Source organism: Inhella gelatinilytica, from assembly GCF_016093295.1.
Lineage (GTDB): Bacteria > Pseudomonadota > Gammaproteobacteria > Burkholderiales > Burkholderiaceae_C > Inhella > Inhella gelatinilytica.
The window spans coordinates 1-16,968 of record NZ_JAEDAL010000012.1; the positions used below are offsets into that span (position 1 = coordinate 1).

At 66.5% G+C, this 16,968-nt stretch carries 11 protein-coding genes; 2 read left to right on the forward strand and 9 right to left on the reverse strand.

All coding sequences use genetic code 11. From position 1 onward, the window contains the following. From I7X43_RS15780 to I7X43_RS15790, 3 genes are all read right to left on the reverse strand, one after another. Window positions 1-877 (reverse strand): biotin/lipoyl-containing protein (locus I7X43_RS15780; protein ID WP_375140400.1); only part of this gene is annotated, 877 nt, incomplete at its 3' end. Between the two features lie 13 nt (window positions 878-890). Continuing rightward, entirely contained in the window at window positions 891-3,572 is a 2,682-nt protein-coding gene (gene mdeB, locus I7X43_RS15785) for an alpha-ketoglutarate dehydrogenase (protein WP_198101919.1), read from the reverse strand. Between the two features lie 19 nt (window positions 3,573-3,591). Next, a complete protein-coding gene (locus I7X43_RS15790; protein ID WP_198101920.1) occupies window positions 3,592-4,809 on the reverse strand; it encodes a methionine gamma-lyase in 1,218 nt (405 codons plus the stop codon). 109 nt (window positions 4,810-4,918) lie between these two features. Here I7X43_RS15790 and I7X43_RS15795 point away from each other — a divergent pair, with 109 nt between their 5' ends. Next, entirely contained in the window at window positions 4,919-5,410 is a 492-nt protein-coding gene (locus I7X43_RS15795) for an Lrp/AsnC family transcriptional regulator (RefSeq protein ID WP_310737588.1), read from the forward strand. A 10-nt stretch (window positions 5,411-5,420) separates the two neighbouring features. Here I7X43_RS15795 and I7X43_RS15800 read toward each other — a convergent pair whose 3' ends face one another. The 5 genes from I7X43_RS15800 to I7X43_RS15820 all read right to left on the reverse strand — a co-directional run bounded on the left by I7X43_RS15800 (window position 5,421) and on the right by I7X43_RS15820 (window position 13,515). Further along, window positions 5,421-5,957 carry an OsmC family protein gene (locus I7X43_RS15800; RefSeq protein WP_198101921.1) on the reverse strand — a complete coding sequence of 179 codons (537 nt, stop codon included), beginning with the start codon at window positions 5,955-5,957 and terminating at the stop codon, window positions 5,421-5,423. Between the two features lie 16 nt (window positions 5,958-5,973). Then, on the reverse strand, window positions 5,974-7,290 hold the full coding sequence (locus I7X43_RS15805; RefSeq protein WP_198101922.1) for a trans-sulfuration enzyme family protein: 1,317 nt from the start codon (window positions 7,288-7,290) through the stop codon (window positions 5,974-5,976). Between the two features lie 139 nt (window positions 7,291-7,429). After that, window positions 7,430-9,439: an alpha/beta hydrolase family protein gene (locus I7X43_RS15810; protein ID WP_198101923.1), complete on the reverse strand. Its 2,010-nt coding sequence runs from the start codon at window positions 9,437-9,439 to the stop codon at window positions 7,430-7,432. A 116-nt stretch (window positions 9,440-9,555) separates the two neighbouring features. Next, window positions 9,556-12,186, reverse strand: a complete 2,631-nt coding sequence (locus tag I7X43_RS15815; protein ID WP_198101924.1) for a TonB-dependent receptor plug domain-containing protein — start codon at window positions 12,184-12,186, stop codon at window positions 9,556-9,558. Window positions 12,187-12,375: 189 nt separating this feature from the next. Continuing rightward, window positions 12,376-13,515 carry a branched-chain amino acid ABC transporter substrate-binding protein gene (locus tag I7X43_RS15820; RefSeq protein ID WP_246480475.1) on the reverse strand — a complete coding sequence of 380 codons (1,140 nt, stop codon included), beginning with the start codon at window positions 13,513-13,515 and terminating at the stop codon, window positions 12,376-12,378. Between the two features lie 194 nt (window positions 13,516-13,709). On the opposite strand from I7X43_RS15820, the gene I7X43_RS15825 reads away from it, so the two are divergent. Next, complete coding sequence (locus I7X43_RS15825) at window positions 13,710-15,290, forward strand: sigma 54-interacting transcriptional regulator (protein ID WP_198101926.1); 1,581 nt, start codon at window positions 13,710-13,712, stop codon at window positions 15,288-15,290. Window positions 15,291-15,306: 16 nt separating this feature from the next. On the opposite strand, the gene I7X43_RS15830 is transcribed toward I7X43_RS15825, so the two are convergent. Then, a complete protein-coding gene (locus I7X43_RS15830; protein ID WP_198101927.1) occupies window positions 15,307-16,767 on the reverse strand; it encodes a S8 family serine peptidase in 1,461 nt (486 codons plus the stop codon). Window positions 16,768-16,968: the final 201 nt, after the last annotated feature.

The window sequence follows — 16,968 nt, forward strand, 5'->3', positions numbered from 1 at the left end:
CCAACTCATCGCCGTCCAGCGAGGCGTTGAACTCGGGGAACTTCTTCAAGGCCGCCACGCAGGCCTTGATCAGGAAGGCGAGCATGGTGAACTTGACGCCCGACTTCTCGTGCTCCTTGTTCATCTGAACGCGGAAAAGCTCCAGCTCGGTGATGTCGGCCTCGTCGTGGTTGGTCACGTGCGGAATGACCACCCAGTTGCGGTGCAGGTTGGCGCCCGAAATCTTCTTGATGCGCGACAGCGCCTTGCGCTCCACGCTGCCGAACTTGGCGAAATCCACCTGGGGCCAGGCCAACAGGCCGGGGAAGGCGCCGCCGGCCGGGGAAGGCGCCGCGGCCGGGGCGCCAGCGCGTGCCGCCAGCGCCTGCTGCACATAGGCTTGCACATCGCGCTCGGTGATGCGGCCCTTGGTGCCCGTGCCGCTGACCTGCGCCAACGGCACGCCCAGCTCGCGGGCGAACTTGCGCACGCTGGGGCTGGCATGCGGCGGCCGATCTGACGCCGCGGGAGGAGCCGGTGTCGCCACCGATGCCGGCACAGGGGCAGGAGACGCCACCGGCGCGGGCGCGGGCGCAGCCGGGGCCGGCGCGGCACTCACCGGTGCCCCGCTGGCGGCTGGCGCGACCGCAGGGGACGGCACCGTGGCGCCCGCGGGCTCCATCCAGCCGATCACATCGCCTTGCGACACCTTGTCCCCCAACTTGACGCTCAGGGACTTCAGCACCCCAGCCGCCGGGCTGGGGATCTCGATGGAGGCCTTGTCGCTTTCCAACGTCAGAAGGCTTTGCTCGGCGCGAATCGTGTCGCCGGCTTGAGCCAGCAGCTCGATGACGGCCACGTTCTTGAAGTCGCCGATGTCGGGGACGCGAATTTCCATGGGGATTCCCATCTCAGCAACTCCAGGGCGATTGGGGGGCGATGCGAACGGCATAGCGTTCACGCGCTTGGGCCAGCACGGCCAGGGGCAGGGCGCCCTGGTCCACCAAGGCCTGCAAGGCCGCCAGCACGATCTGGTGGCGGTCCACCTCAAAGAACCGGCGCAGTTGCTGACGCGTATCGCTGCGGCCGAACCCGTCAGTGCCCAGGGTCACATAGGGCGCGTCCACGTACTCCGCGATGAGCTGGGGCCAGGCCCGCACGTAGTCGGTCGCGGCAATCACCGGCTCGGCGCCCGGCAAGAGGCGGCGCACCTGGGGGGTCTCGTGGGTCAGGCCCAGGCGCTGGGCGCGCTGCTGTTCGCGGGCCTCTTTGGCCAGTTCGCTGAAGCTCGTGACGCTGAACACGTCCGACTCCACCTGCCAGTCCTGGTCCAGCAGCTCCGCCGCGGCCAGGACCTCGCGCAAGATGGTGCCCGAACCGAGCAAACGCACCCGTCCCTTGAGCTGCGCCACGGGCCGTCGCTCGTACAAGTACATGCCACGCAACACGTCGGCATGGGCGGATTCGGGCAGGCTCGGTTGGGCGTAGTTCTCGTTCATCACGGTGACGTAATGGAACTCGTCGCGCTGCTCCTCCATCATCCGGCGCGTGGCATTGTCCAGGATCACGGCCAGCTCGCCGGCAAAGGCCGGGTCCCAGGCGCAGCAGTTGGGCACCAGGGCGGCCATCACCAGGCTGGAACCATCTTGGTGCTGCAAGCCCTCGCCCCCGAGCGTGGTGCGGCCGGCCGTGGCGCCCAGCAGCAAGCCACGGGCGCGCTGGTCGGCAGCGGCCCAGATCAGGTCGCCCACGCGCTGGAAGCCAAACTTCGAGTAGTAGATGTAGACCGGCAGCAGGGCCTGGCCGTGCACCGAGTAGCTGGTGGCGGCGGCGATCCACGACGAGATGGCGCCGGCCTCGGTGATGCCCTCTTCCAGCAACTGGCCATCCACGGCCTCGCGATAGCTGAGCATGGAGCCGGCATCTTCCGGCTCGTAGCGCTGGCCCTGCGGCGAGTAGATGCCGATCTGGCGGAACAGGCTGGCCATGCCGAAGGTGCGGGCTTCATCGGCCACGATGGGCACGATGCGCTCGCCCAGTGCACGGTCCTTGAGCCAGCCGCTGAGCATGCGCACCACGGCCATGGTGGTGGACATTTCCTTGCCCTCGGCCTGCAGCGCAAACCCGCCCCAAGCCTGCAGCGGCGGCACGGCCACGGGCGCCGCGCCGGCTTGGCGGGCCGGCAGCGGGCCGCCCAGCAGGGCGCGGTGCTCGCGCAGGTAGCGCATCTCCGGGCTGTCCTCGGCCGGTTTGACGAAGCGCAGCGCCTCCACATCGGCGTCGCTGATGGGCAGTTGGAAGCGGTTGCGGAAGGCCAAGAGCGCGTCCAAGTCCAACTTCTTGGCCTGATGCGCCGTCATGCGCGACTCCCCGGCCCCGCCCATGCCGTAGCCCTTCTTGGTCTTGGCCAGGATGACGGTCGGGCGGCCCTTGTGCGCCACCGCGGCCGCAAAGGCAGCGTGCAGCTTGCGGAAGTCGTGGCCGCCGCGCTTGAGCGCATCGATCTCAGCCTCGCTCATGTGGGCGACGAGCTTTTGCACCTCCGGGTTCTGGCGGAAGAAGTGCTCGATGTTGTAGGCCCCGTCCTTGGCGCCCAGGGTCTGGTACTGGCCGTCCACCGTCTGCGAGAGCGCCCGCAACAACACGTGTTCGGTGTCGCGAGCAAAGAGCGCGTCCCAGTCCGAGCCCCACAGCACCTTGATGACATTCCAGCCGGCACCGGTGAACAGCGCCTCCAATTCCTGAATCACCTGGCCATTGCCGCGCACCGGGCCGTCCAGGCGCTGCAGGTTGCAGTTGACGATGAAGGTCAGGTTGTCGAGCTGCTCCCGCGCCGCCAAGGTCAGGCCGGCGATGGACTCGGGTTCGTCCATTTCGCCATCGCCGAACACGCCCCAGACGCGCCGACCTTCGGTCTGCAGCAGGCCGCGGTTTTGCAGGTAGCGCATGAAGCGCGCGTGGTACACCGACGTGATGGGCCCCAGGCCCATCGACCCTGTGGGGAACTGCCAGAAGTCCGGCATCAGCCAGGGGTGGGGATAGGAGCACAGGCCGCCGCCGTCCACCTCCTGGCGATAGTGGGCCAGCTGCTGCTCGCTCAGGCGCCCTTCCAGGTAGGCGCGGGCATAGACGCCCGGCGCCGAGTGGGGCTGGAAGAACACCAGGTCCGCCTGGCGGCCGGGCCCGTCGCCCTTGAAGAAGTGGTTAAAACCGAGTTCGAAGATCTCGGCCGCCGAGGCGTAGCTGGCGATGTGGCCGCCCAGCTCGCCATAGGCCTGGTTGGCGCGCACCACCATGGCCAGCGCGTTCCAGCGCATCCAAGCGGTCAGGCGCTCCTCGATCTCCAGGTCGCCCGGGTAGGCGCCCTGCTGCTCCAGGGGAATGCTGTTGCGGTAGGCCGAGAAGGGCTGGGCATGGGGGAACAGGCCGAGCTGCTGGGCCTGCTGGTCCAGTTGCTGCAACAGGTAGAGCGCCCGCTCCGGTCCGCCAGATTGCAGGGTCGCGCGCAGCGCGTCCAGCCATTCGCGGGTTTCAGCGGGGTCGGCATCGGGGGGAATCGGCGGCATGGCCGGATCGGTGCAGCGGGCGTTCATGGACTTCTTTCGCTCGGGTTCAAACAGAAACAGGTTGAGAACGGGGGACCTCAGACTGCGCCACCGCAGCCAGGGCCTGGCGCACATCGGCCAGCAGGTCGTCGGGGTCTTCCAGACCGGCAGACAGGCGCACCAACCCGTCGGAGATGCCCGCTTGGGCGCGCTCCTCGGGGGTGTAGGTGGAGTGGGTCATGCTGGCCGGGTGCTGGGCCAGCGATTCGGCGTCACCCAGGCTGACAGCCCGGGCGATCAATTGCAGGGCGTTCATGAAGGCCCGGCCCGCAGCCTCGCCGCCCTTGAGTTCGAAGGCCAACATGCCGCCGAAATTCTTCATTTGGCGCTTCGCCAGGGCGTGGAAGGGGTCGCTGTCCAGGCCCGGAAAGTACACGCGCGTCACCGCGGGGTGGGCCGCTATTTCCTGGGCCAGGGCCAGGGCGTTGCTGGCGTGGCGTTCCATGCGCAGGTGCAGGGTCTTGAGGCCGCGCAGCAGCAAGAAGGCATCCTGCGGCGACATGACGGCGCCCGTCATGTCTTTGAGGCCCTGCAAGCGGATGCGCTGCGCGATCTCGGCATCGGCCGCCACGGCCAGGCCGGCGGTCACGTCGCCATGGCCGCTGAGGTACTTGGTGGCCGAGTGGATCACCACGTCAGCCCCCAGCGCCAGCGGCTTTTGCAGGTAGGGCGTGCAGTAGGTGTTGTCCACCACGGTCAGGGCGCCCTGGGCCTTGGCCAAGCGCGTGACGGCGGCGATGTCCACCAAGCGCATGTTGGGGTTGGCCGGCGTTTCCAGGTACACCAGCTTCGGGCCGCTGAGCAGGGCCGTGGCCAGTGCGTGCAGGTCCGTCATGTCCACGTGCGTCACGCGCACACCGAACTCACCAATGCCGTGATGCAAAAAGGCGTAGGTACAACCGTAGACCGTGCGGTCCACCAGGATCTCGTCGCCCGGGCGCAGCAGGGTCCACAGCGTGGCCGTCACGGCCCCCATGCCGGAGCCGAAGGCAATCGCCCCCGCACCGCCTTCCAGGGCGTTCAGGCGCTGTTCCAGCAGGTCCAGCGTGGGGTTGGCGATGCGGGTGTAGAAGTACCCGCCCTCCGTACCGGCAAAGCGGGCCGCGCCCTGCTCCACCGAGGTGAACGTAAAGGTAGAGCTCAGGTAGATGGGCGGCACCAGGGCGCCCTGCGCGCTTCGTGGGTCGTAGCCGTGGTGGATGGCGGTGGTGGCAAAACCGGTCATGAGAGTCCCTCGTTGGGTGAGTGCTGATGGCAAGAATTCTGTTGCGCCGGCCGCAGAAAGTGCTTGCTTTTCAGCCCTCTAGCCCCTGTAGTGGAGGTACATTCATCCCTTGATCGTTTTGTTTTCGGAATGTTTTGCCATGGACCTGGATCGCATCGACCGTCAGCTGCTGCAAGCCCTTCAGCACGATGCCCGTTTGACGGTCGCGGAGCTGGCCGAACGCGTGGCGCTGTCGGCCTCGCCGTGCTGGCGCCGCATCAAACGCCTGGAAGACGCCGGGCTGATTCAGGCCTACCAAGCCCGGCTGTCCAGCGAAGCACTGGGCTACGGCGTCACCGCCTTCGTGTCCGTCATGGTGGGCAGCCACAGTCAGGACGCGGCGCGCGCCTTTGAGGCGCGGGTGACCGAGATCCCCGAGGTGATTGCCTGCCACAACGTCTCCGGCCGCTACGACTTCTTGCTGGAGGTGGTGGCGCCCGACCTCAACACGTTCGGCGAGTTCGCGCGCAACACCTTGCAAACCCTGCCGGGCGTCAAGGAGCTGTACTCGAGCTTCTCGCTGAAAGCGCTGAAGACGGAACGCCATCTGCCGATTCCTTGAGGCGGCCGCGTCAGGCCAGGATGTGCAGTTCGCTGTTCAGCGACACGCCCTGGGCCACGGACATGGCGTTGGGACTGTGGGCGATGGCCTCGCGGCGCAGGCGCTCGAATTGCTCCGGCGTGCCGTCGCCCTTCACTTCAATGCGCACATCGATGCGGCGCAGTGCGACCTGATCGCTCAGGCCCAGGAAGCCCGACAAGTCCATTTCGGCGCGCATTTCAACGCGCAGCGACTCCAGCTGAACCCCCAGCACCGAGGCGCCGACGGTGAAACCGACCATGATGCAGGCGCCCACGCCGCCCAGCAGCAACTCTTGCGGAGAGGGGCCATGGTTGCCGCCGCCCAGTTGGCGCGGCTCGTCCACGATCCAGCTGTGGCCGCGGCTGACCGTGTGGCGGCCAAACTTCAGCGGTAGCGCGCTGATCAGCGCCCGGGTGCCGTTTTGCCAGTCCACGCCGACCCCGCACACCACCATGCCCTGCTGGGGGTCTTGGCGGATTTCATCGGTCAATTCGGAGACGGCGGCGAGAGGAATGCCATTGCGCATGGTGTGAGTCCTTGATTCAGTTGAAAACAGCGGCCAGGGCCTGGTTCAGATCGGCGATCAGGTCGGCGGGCTCTTCGATGCCGACCGAGAGGCGCACGCACCCGGGCTGGATGCCCATGCGCTCCCGCTGTGCGGCCGTGAACGCGGCGTGCGAGGTGTTGAAGGGCAGGCTGACCAGGGTCTCGACCCCGCCCAGGCTGGTGGCCTTCTTGCCCAGCTTCAAGTGGTCCAGCAACTCGACGGCCTGTTCGTCCGTGCCGTCGATCTCAAAGCAGACCATGCCGGTGGGGTTTTTCAAGATGCGCTGGGCCAGCTCGTGGTCCGGGTGCGAGGGCAAGCCCACATGGAAGACGCGCCGCACGTTGGGGTGCTGTTCCAAGAACTGCGCCACCGCAGTGGAGCTCTCGGCGTGGGCGCGCATGCGGATGGCCAGGGTTTTCAAACCCCGCTCCAACATGAAGCAGGCGTGCGGGTCCAGGCTGCCGCCGTAGGACAGGCGGCGGGGCCAGCAAGCGTCCATGAGCTTGCGCGACCCGCAGGCCACACCGGCAATCAGGTCCGAGTGGCCATTCAGGTACTTGGAGGCCGAATGCACCACCACGTCCACGCCCAGGGCCAGGCCTTGCTGGGCGATGGGCGAAACGAAGGTGGCATCGATCACCAGGCGCAGGCCGTGCTTCTGGGCCAAGGCCACCAAGGCCGGCACGTCCACCACCTTGAGCAGCGGGTTGGTCAGCGCCTCAAAGAACAGCACCTGGGTGTTGGGACGGATGGCCGCTTCAATCGCCGCCAGGTCACGCGGATTGACGTAGCTGCAGCTCATGCCGAGCGTGGGCAGCTCGCCCTGGAAGAAGGCGTACGTGCCCCCGTAAAGCTCGTTGGACGCCACGACATGGCCGCCACGGTCCATCAGGGTCAACATCACGGCCGAAATGGCGGCCATGCCCGAGCTGAACACCAGGGCCGATTCAGCACCCTCGAGTGCCGCGAGCTTCTGCTCCACCGCCCACTGGCTGGGGTTGCCGTAGCGGGTGTAGATGAAGCGATCCCGCGCGTAGCCTTCCTCGATGGAGCGGTACTGATCCCCCTCCAGCAAGAAGGTACTGGTTTGGTAGATCGGGGTGCCCACCGCGCCGGTGGCCGGGTCATCGCGGGTGCCCGCGTGCACCGCCAAGGTGGAGGGCGACAAACCCGTCAGGTCGGGATGCCCAATGAAGGGGCCAGGCAAGCGTTCGCGCGCCAACTCGTTCGTCCAGCTGGGCGCGTTGTCCAAGGGCGAGGCGCTGGCCGGGTCGCCGCGAACGACACCGACAGGGGTGGTGATGGGAGACATGCGAGGGTGAGGTAGTGGGTCCACACTGGCTGTTGCAGGGATCGTGCCAACCCACCACCCCCCGCCCAATCAAGCATTTAGCGGGTTTTCGCGACAAAGTGTCATGATTGAAATACGTTTTCGTAATGTTTTACAAACATCATTTTTGTTGTTCCGTTTTCGTTACGACACGATCACCCAGACTACGCGCCATGAATGCCTCCACCCGGCGTGCAAAGTCCAGTCGGTGGGCGGGCAACGCCCAGCCGTGCGCTTCGTCGGGATAGACCACCCACTCGGGCGTCTGGCCAGCCGCCTGCAGCGCATCGCGCAACTGCGTGCCATGGGCCAGCGGTACCGTGAAATCGGCCGAACCATAGGCCAACAGCACGGGCACGCGGATGCGCGCCGCCTGCCGCACCAAGGACGAGTGCCGGATCAGGGTCTCGTCCCGCGGACCCACGTGGGTGTGGGGCGCCAAGTGCTGGAGCCAGGCGCTGCCCGCGTAGGCCGCGGTGGGTTCGCTGAAGAAGAGCGCCATTTCCGTCGTACCGGCCCAGCTCACCCCACACCGAAAGCGCTCCGGCGCCTTGATCAACAGCGCCATCGCCAAGTAACCCCCGGCGCTCTTGCCCATCGTGCAGACGCGCTCGCCATCCACCTGGCCCGCCCGCACCACCTGCTCCACGCCATCGAGCAGGTCGTCCACACTGCCGTCAAACCATTGCCGCCAGCCCTTGCGGTACAGCGACCAACCCAGGCCGAACGAGCCGCGGTACTGGGGCTGCAGCACGGCATAGCCGCGCGTGGCCAGCAATTGCACCAACGGCTCGTTTTCATCCCAGTACACGCCCCAACGGTCGCGCTCGGCCGGCCCGCCATGCGGGAACACCACCAGCGGTGGCTTGACTCCGGCCGGCAAGCCGGGCGGCAGCGTCAAATAGGCCGGAATACGCAAACCATCGCGGGCGGTGTAGGTGAAGCCCTCTTTGCGTGCCAAGGCCTGCACCGGCAGGCCGGGCAAGTGGCGCCCCAGCACCTGCAAACGACGCGCCGCGGCGTCGTAGCTGTAGAGCGTGCCGGGGTCCTGGTCGCTGCTGCTGATCACCAAGTGCAGCGGGCCCGTGCCGTCGATGCGGTTACGGCGCCCGGGCAGGGCCTGGTCGATCTGCGCTTGCAGACGCGCGGCCGCCTCGTCAAAGAAATGCCGTTCAGGCCGCAGGCCCTGCACCTCCACGCCCACCAGCGCCCCACCCGCCCCCCAGAGCAACTGCCCCCGCTGCACGTCCGCGAACGGGTGGCGCAGCAGCAGTTCGCCGGGGCGGCCCGCGTCCGCATCCCAGCGCATCAAACCCAGCGTGTCCTCCCCCGCCCCACGCGCGGCCACCAACAGTTGCCCATCGGCCTCGAAAGCCAGGGGCGTGAAGCTGGGCGCCTCCAGCCCCTGCTCCCCCAGCAACTGCCAAGGCGCTTCGCCATCGGGCCGCCACCATGTCTGCTGTTGAACCCCGCGCTCGGGGTCCACGCGCAGGCTCGACGCCGCGCGCACCCGCCCCTGGGCATCGCCCACCCACGCCTGCACCTGCCCGGGGTTTTCCAGCGTCAGCAGGCGCCGTTTGCCCGTGCGGGTGTGCAGGGCATAGACATCACTGCCCGGGAAGCGGTCGGCCGAGGGCGGCGGCGCCCGGTCCGCCACGGACACCAGCACCTCCTCCGAGCCCGGCGCACCCGGGCCCAGCACGGTCAGCACATGCCAAGGCCGGCCTTGGGCCTGCGCCTGGGCGACCGTGTCCCAGAGCTGGCGCGGCCGCTGGGCGTCGGCATCGATGGCGTAATGGCCACCGGCGCGGTTGTTCGGCCAGGTCGACTGGAAGTCCCAACTCTTGTAAATCAGCCGCTGCGGCCCCACCCATCGGGGCTCGACCAGATCCCAATCGGGGTCTTGGGCAATGACCGTGACCTGCCGGCTGGGCAAGGCCATCACGGCGATCACCCGGCGCCCCGCCGTCTTCAGCGACAGCGCCAAGCGCTGGCCATCGGGCGACAAGGCCACATCACTCACCTGCGGGGCCGCCAACAGCTGTTCGATGCTGGGCGCCACGGGTTCGGGCCTTGCTGCGGCGACGCCCCAGGTCAGCAGCAGACTCAAGAGAACCCCAAAGCGTTTCATGTTCACCTCACGAAAAAAAACCCCATCCGTCGCCAGATGGGGCCAAAGTCAGGGCCCTTCCCAGCGCGCTCCCCGAGGGATCACCCCAGCTCGCACGCAGGCCCTGCGGAGCAAGATCAGTACTTGTATTCCAGCGTCATGTAGCCCGTGCGGCCGTCGCTGTTGTCTTCGTACAGCGTGCCCAGGCGGCCCAGGCGATCAAACGGCGCCTTCTTGCCACTGAGGTTGCCCACGCCAGCCGCCAGACTCAGACCCTTGGCCAGGCCGCGATAGGCCACGTAGGCGTCCATCGTGGTGAAGGACTGGACCATGATGATGCTGCCGTTCGGGCCGGGCACGGCCTGCTCAAATGCACCGCGGTGATTGCCCGCCAGGGCCACCGTCCACTTCGGGTTGGACCAGACCAGATCCGCCCGGTGGCGCCACTTGGGATAGCCGTACTTGCCCGAGTAGTCCGTCACCGCACCGCGGAACTCCACCTCGTACTGACTCATGTTGGACGAGGTCAGCGAGGCCTTCAGGTTGCCCATTTCCCCCAGGGACCAGCGGCTTTGCAGCGCAATGTCCAGGCCCCGCACATCGGTCTTGCCCAGGTTGACGTATTGCGCCCGGAAGGCCGCCGGGGCGGCATTCGAGGCCGGCGCAATCTGCGTGAACCAGCTCACATCCAAGGGGTTGCCAATCGAGGGCCCGTAGACCTGGTTGCGGCGCTCAATCGCCCAGGCGTCCACCGAGATGCTGTGGCCCTTGATCGGCTCCCAGACCAGCCCCAAGTTGCTGGACTTGGACTTTTCCGGCTCCAGGTTCGGGCTGTCCATGAAGGTCACCGTGACCTGATTGCCCCAGACCTGGCTCGGCGCCGGGCAGATGGGGTTCGTGGCCTGCACGCAGTTCACGTAGGTGCGGATGCCGCCGTGCATCTCAGCCAGCGAGGGCGCGCGGAAGCCGGTGGTGTACGAGCCACGCAGCGCCAGCTGCGCGACCGGGGTCCACTTCAGCGCCAGCTTGGGGTTGACGCTGGAGCCGGCATCGCCAAAGTGGTCGTAGCGCAACGCCACCTGCGACTCCAGGGTCTTGGCTAACGGGATCGACAGTTCGGCGAAAGCGGCCTGGGCGCTGCGGCTGGCCGAAATGGGCAGGCGGATGGAGGCGTTCTCCACTTTGCCAGCGTTCGAGGCGGCATCGATGCCGTCCGACATCTTTTCGTGACGCAGGCTCGCCCCCACGGCCAGCTGCAGCGGGCCGGCCGGCAGTTGCGTCAGCTCGGTCGAGGCCGAGACGTCAAACAGCGTGAAGCTGCTGGTGCCTGCACGGGTGTGCGTGGTCTTCAGCGCCGCCATGTTGGCATCCGTCAGTCGCTGGAAGGGGTTGATGGCGCCGCTGGCAATGCCGTCGTACCAGACGTCCGAGCGGATGTAGTTCGTCCCCAGGAAGTCCGTGCTGTTGGTCGCACGGGTCAGGGCCGCCTCCCAGTCCCAGCCGGCGTTTTCACCCTTCAGGCCGGCCACCAGTCGGGCCGACTCGGAGCTGACATCGCGCAGCTTGGGGCCGAGCTCGTCGTACAGGCGGGCGTAGTAGCCCCAGCCGGCCGGCGCCTGGGCAAACGGGAAGTGCGGCGTGCTGTCACCGTCGTAGTAGTCGTTCTTGAACGTCGGCCAGTACTCGTACTGTTGCTCGATCGACGCAGCCGAGAGTTCGGCAAAGGCGCTCAGCGTGGCGCTGATGTCATAGCCCATGCGACCGAACACACTGACCTTGCGGGTCTTGGGGTTCAGGGTGTTGAACCGGTCGGTTTCCGTGTCCAAGCACATGCCTTTGGCCAAATAACCGTTGTACGTGCCGCTGTAGAGGACGTTGGGCGCATTGCAAGCGCCGGCGGCGTAGTAGCCCGCCTTCCAGTTGTCGTTGGGGTTGGGCGACCACCAGTTGCCGTTGGAGGTCGAGGTCGAAGGGAAGTTGCCGCCGATGCCCGTGCCCGTGGTCAGGCTGGTGCCGGTGTAACCCGCGGCCAGGGCCATGGCGGTGCGCTCGCCCTGCCGACCGCCAAACCGATCGGACACCTGCACCGGCTCCGAGCCGTGAATTTCCAGGATGCCCATCAGCGAGAGCTTGCCCTCACCGCCGCCGGCCGACAGCGTCATCGTGTGGTAGTCGTTGTCCTTGTAGGTCAGCGAACGGCCGCCGGTCACGCGCAGGTCCATGCCGCGGTAGTTGCGGCGCAGGATGAAGTTGACCACGCCCGCCAGCGCGTCCGACCCGTAAATGGCCGACGCCCCGTCCTTGACGATTTCCACCCGCTCAACCGCCGAAATGGGGATGGAGCCCAAGTCCACGAACACCGAGGCGTCGCTGAATCCGTAGAAGGCCATGCGACGGCCGTTCAGCAACACCAGGGTGGAGTTGGGGCCCAGGCCGCGCAGCGAGACGGCCGAGCCGCCCACCACGGTGTTATTGGTGTTGTTGGTGCGGTACTGGCCGCCCGCGTTGTTGTTGGCCGTGATGGTGTCCAGCAACTCGGCCGCGGTCGTTACACCGCTTTGTTCGATGTCGGAACGGCTGATGACCTGGATGGGCGACGGGCCTTCGGCCGCGACGCGCTTGATGTGGGAGCCGGTGACCTCGATCTTCTCGAGCTTCACGGGCTCGGCGTCGGCGGCAGCGGCCAGTTGAGGCAACGCACCCGCCACCAGGGTGACCAGAAGCGTGCGGGCAAAGGGGGCGCGTCCGAGCGCGGAAGCAAACGTCATGCAGATCTCCTTGGAGAGAAAAAAGAAACGGACTGGCAGCCCTATGCAGGGGTCGTGCCAATCCGTTTCATGACGAAGAATCAAGTACTTACATGACTCTCAACTTTGCACGTAGCCCATTCCATACAAAGTTGTTTTCATTTCGGTACGAAAAATTCGCCGTACTGCTTTCAACACGAGCGTTAACCCTTAACGCACCACGCTGATGAGTTCGCGCGCACCGCCCTTGTAGGTGAACAAGGTCAGGGCACCGTTCTTGATGTCGCCTTTGGCGTCGAAGCCAATCTTGCCCGTAACCCCGGGGTAACCCTCAGTTTTGGCCAATACCGGCAGGTACTTCGCGGGATCGGCGCTGCCCGCCTTGACCATGGCCGCCGCCATCAGGTTGACCGAGTCGTACACGTAGGGGGAATACACCTGCACGTCGACATTGAACTTGTTGCGGAACTTTTCCTTGAAAGCGTCCAGCCCCTTTTTCTGCTCACCTTCCACGCCACCAGCCTCGGCACAGATCACCTGGCCATCGGCCATGCTGCCCGCCGCCAGTTTGGGGAGCTCGCCCGTGCAGATGCCGTCGCCGCCCACGAGTTTGGCCGTGATGCCCAGCGCCTTCATCTGGCGCAGCATGGGGCCCGCCACGGCATCCATGCCGCCAAAGAAGATCAAGTCCGGGTTTTTGGCTTTCAGCCCGGTCAGGATGGCACTGAAATCCGTGGCCTTGTCGTTGGTGAACTCGCGGCCCACGACCTTGCCGCCCGCGGCCTTGGCCCCTTTTTCAAATTCGTCCGCCACGCCCTGCCCGTAAGCGGTGCGGTCGTCAATGATGGCGATGACCTTGGCCTGCACGGTTTTCACCGCATAGCGGCCCAGCGTGCCCCCCAACTGACCATCGTCGGCCACGACCCGGAAGGCCGTTTTGAAACCCTGCCGCGTGTACTTGGGGTTGGTGGCCGAGGGGCTGATTTGCGGAATGCCGGCGTCCGAATAAATGCGCGAGGCCGGAATGGTCGTGCCCGAGTTCATGTGACCGATCACACCGTTGACCTTGGCGTCGACCAGCTTTTGGGCTGCCGCCGTACCCTGCTTGGGATCCGCGGCATCGTCTTCGGCCAGCAGCTCGAAGCGGGCCTTCTTGCCGCCAATTTGCAGGCCCTTGGCGTTGAGTTCTTCGATGGCCAGGCGGGCCCCCAGCTCGTTGTCCTTGCCCAAGTGAGCAATGCCACCGCTGGTGGGGGCCACGTGACCGATTCTGATCACCAGATCTTGCGCGAACGCCGGGCTCACGGCCCCGGCGGTGATCAACAAAGAGAGAACAGGACGCAGTTTCATAAAGGACATCTCCTGGGTAGGTTTCGCCCAGCACCCGCTGGGCGTGCTACTTCCGCCGCACAAACCGTGCCAAGGCTCCGCGTAAAGCAAATCAATGACTTATCGATGTTCGAAAGATCAGACATGGTTAGCCCTGGCTCAATTTCGTAACCCAATCGATACGATTGCCCTGTCGTACTTAAATCGGAACACCCATGCAGCTGCGCCTGATCACCGAGGACCGCCTCGGCATTACCCACGAGGTGCTGGCGCTCATTGCCCAGCGTGAGCTCGATCTGGCCACCATGGAAATGGGCCTGCACAACATTTACTTGAACGTGCCGGACCTCAAACCCGCGGCACGCGCCAGCATCGAAAACGAGTTGCTGGCCGTGCCCGGGGTCAAGCGCGTGGAACCGCTGCAGTTGATGCCCGGCGAAGCGCGGCGTCAGCAACTCGACATCCTGCTGGCCTCCCTGGCCCAACCGGTCTTCGTACTGGACCGTGAAGGGCAGATCGTCATGGTCAGCAAGGCCGCCCAGCGGGCCTCACGGCAGCGCCAGCCCGAGTGGATTGGCTTGCCCCTGTCGGCGTTGTTGCGCGTCCCCTCGCTGTGGGAGGACCTGCGCGCGGCCGGGGGCGAAGTCAGCAGCTTGGAGGTGCAATTTGCCGGGCGGGCCTGGCTGCTGTACGCGAGCCCCCTGGTGGAGTCCGACCGCGGTGCCCTCACCGGTGCGGTGGTGACCCTGCGTGACGCCGGCTGGCTGGGCGAGCAGGCGGCCCACCTGCAGCGCATGGAACCCTCGGGCGGCTTGAACTCACTGCTCGGCGACTCCCTGCCCTTGCGCGAACTGCGCGCCCGCGCCGAACGCATGGCCGGCGTAGACGCCCCCCTGCTGATCCTGGGAGAAACCGGCACGGGCAAAGAGCTGATCGCCCGCGCCTGCCATGAGCTGAGCGCGCGGGCCCAGGCCCCCTTTCTCGCCCTGAACGCCGCCGCTTTGCCCGAGAGCCTGGCCGAGAGCGAACTCTTTGGCTATGCCCCCGGCGCGTTTTCGGGCGCCCAGCGCGGGGGCAAGCCCGGACTGCTCGAAATGGCGCACGGCGGCACGGTGTTCCTGGATGAGATTGGCGAGATGTCGCTCTACCTGCAGGCCAAGCTGCTGCGCTTCTTGAACGACGGCAGCTTCCGCCGAGTGGGCGGCGAAAAAGAACAAAAGGTGGACGTGCGGGTGATTTCGGCCACCCATCGCCGTCTGGATCAAATGGTGGCGCGCGGCGAGTTCCGCGAAGACCTTTACTACCGCCTCAATGTCTTGAACCTGCAGGTGGCCCCGCTGCGCGAGCGGGGCGACGACGTGCTGCTGCTGGCCGAGCACTTCATCGAGCGATCTGCCCGCCAAATTGGCCGAGAGCCCCCCGCCCTGAGTGCCCCCGCTCGCGTCGCGCTCAAACGCGCCAGTTGGCCGGGCAACATCCGCCAGCTGCAAAACCTGCTGTTCCGGGCCGTGACGGTGTGCGACAAGGCAGAGCTCGAGGTGGACGATCTGGACCTGGACGCCCAATCCCCGGCCCCCGCCAGCCCGCTGCCCGCGCGGGGCGCGGGCCTACCACCCCCACTGCCCGCCCCCCCGGACGAGGAACCAGCGAGCTGGGCCGACGCCGTGGCGACGTTTGAGCACGACCTGCTCGCCCGCCTGTACCCGCGCTACCCCAGCAGCCGCAAGCTGGCCGCGCGGCTGGGGATCTCGCACAGCGTGATCGCCGGCAAGCTGCGGCGCTACGGCATCGGGTAGCTCCAACCGGTAGGTCTCAGCGAACGGGCGTCACGCTCAGGTAGTTTTCGGTGTGGGAGTACCCCGAGGTGTTGGTGAAGCCGCTGGTGCTCGTGGACGCATTCAACATCTGCTGGCGGATGTTGAGAAAGGCGCTGTAGCTGTTGCCTTGGGGCGACTTCTTCAAGAACAGGGCGGCGGCCCCCGCGGCGTGCGGCGCTGCCATCGACGTCCCCGTCATCGACACGTAGCCGCCATTGTTTTCAAGGCGCGTGGTGGAGTAGATGCCGTAGCCCGGGGCGCCCAGCGCCACCGGGGCCGACGGCCGGGTGTTCCAGCTGGAGGTTTCATTGCCCCAGTTGCTGTCGTTCCACCACCAATCCCCGCCCGTGGAATCCGGCCCGCCCCAGGCGGCGCTGATGGCCATCACCGCGTCGTCGTAGGTGCTGGGCAGGAAGCCGCGTGCGTTGACACCAAAATTGCCCGCCGACACGGTGATGACCACCCCGGCCTTGGCCGCTTCGCAGAACGCCCGGGCATAGTTGTCCGTACCCGTGTAGCCGTTGGCGTTGCAGTAGCCCGACTTGCTGCCACCACCGCCGATTGACACGTTGGCCACCGTGGCTGTGCCCAAGGCCAGCGTGCGCTGGGCCACGTAATCCATGCCCGCAGCGACCTTGGCCGCGGTGGTGTTGTTGAACCGGTCCAAGACTTTCACAGCCCGCAAGCTCACGCCAGGTGCCACCCCCACCACCCCTTGGCTGTTGTTGACCGCAGCAATGATGCCGGCCACGTGACTGCCATGCCCCTGGTCGTCGTCCCAGGTGGCCGAACAGCTGAACTTGCCCGACGAGACACAAGCCTCCACGGCATAGCCGTCCAGAATGTTGGCGGCCAGATCCGGGTGATCCCGGTCAATGCCCGAATCCACCACAAACACGTGCACGCCCGAGCCCGTGTTGGCCGCACCCGCGGCGTTGATGCGGGTGACGCCCCACGGTGTGGTTTGCGTCGTGGAGCCGCCCCCGCCGCCCCCTGGGCGGGCTTGTGCCGTCATGGGCAAGTCCAGCGACAGGCTTTCCACCTCGGGCGTGCGGCGCAGCGCATCCACCTGGGCCTGGGTCAACTGCGCCGAGAACCCCGCGAAGGCCCCGCCATACGTGAACTGCGGTTCGATGCCCAGACGGCGAGCCAGCGCCGTGGCCCGCGCCTTGTTGGCCCGCGCTTGACCGTCCACCACCTGCTCGCGGCGGGCGGCACTCAGGGCTTGCCCCCGCGACCGCTCCAGCGCCTCCTCCCGGGCGAGGTTTTCGTGAATTTGCGCCCCCCCACGCAGAGACACCAAATAGCCCGTGGTCCCCGAGGTTTGAGACCAAGCCACCGGCAGCCACCCCGCGGCACAGCCGGCAACGAGGGCCAAGGCGGCGAATTCATTCACACGACGCGCGGGACGTTGGGTGGGGCTGCGGCGCGACCACCAGTGAGCTAGGGCTTTCATTACATCGACTCCAAAACGGTTGGATTGATTCGGCCGGTCGTGCACCCGAATACTGCAAGGGTGGTGTGCGGGCACCACCCGACCGGTCTTTAACACCCGCGGTCTGTTCCTTCAAAAGAAGGACGCTCCCTTCTTTGCAGAAAGCGTGCCAATGACGCTCGGGGGCAGCTGGGGCGCCCAGCTGCCCGGGCGGGATCCCGC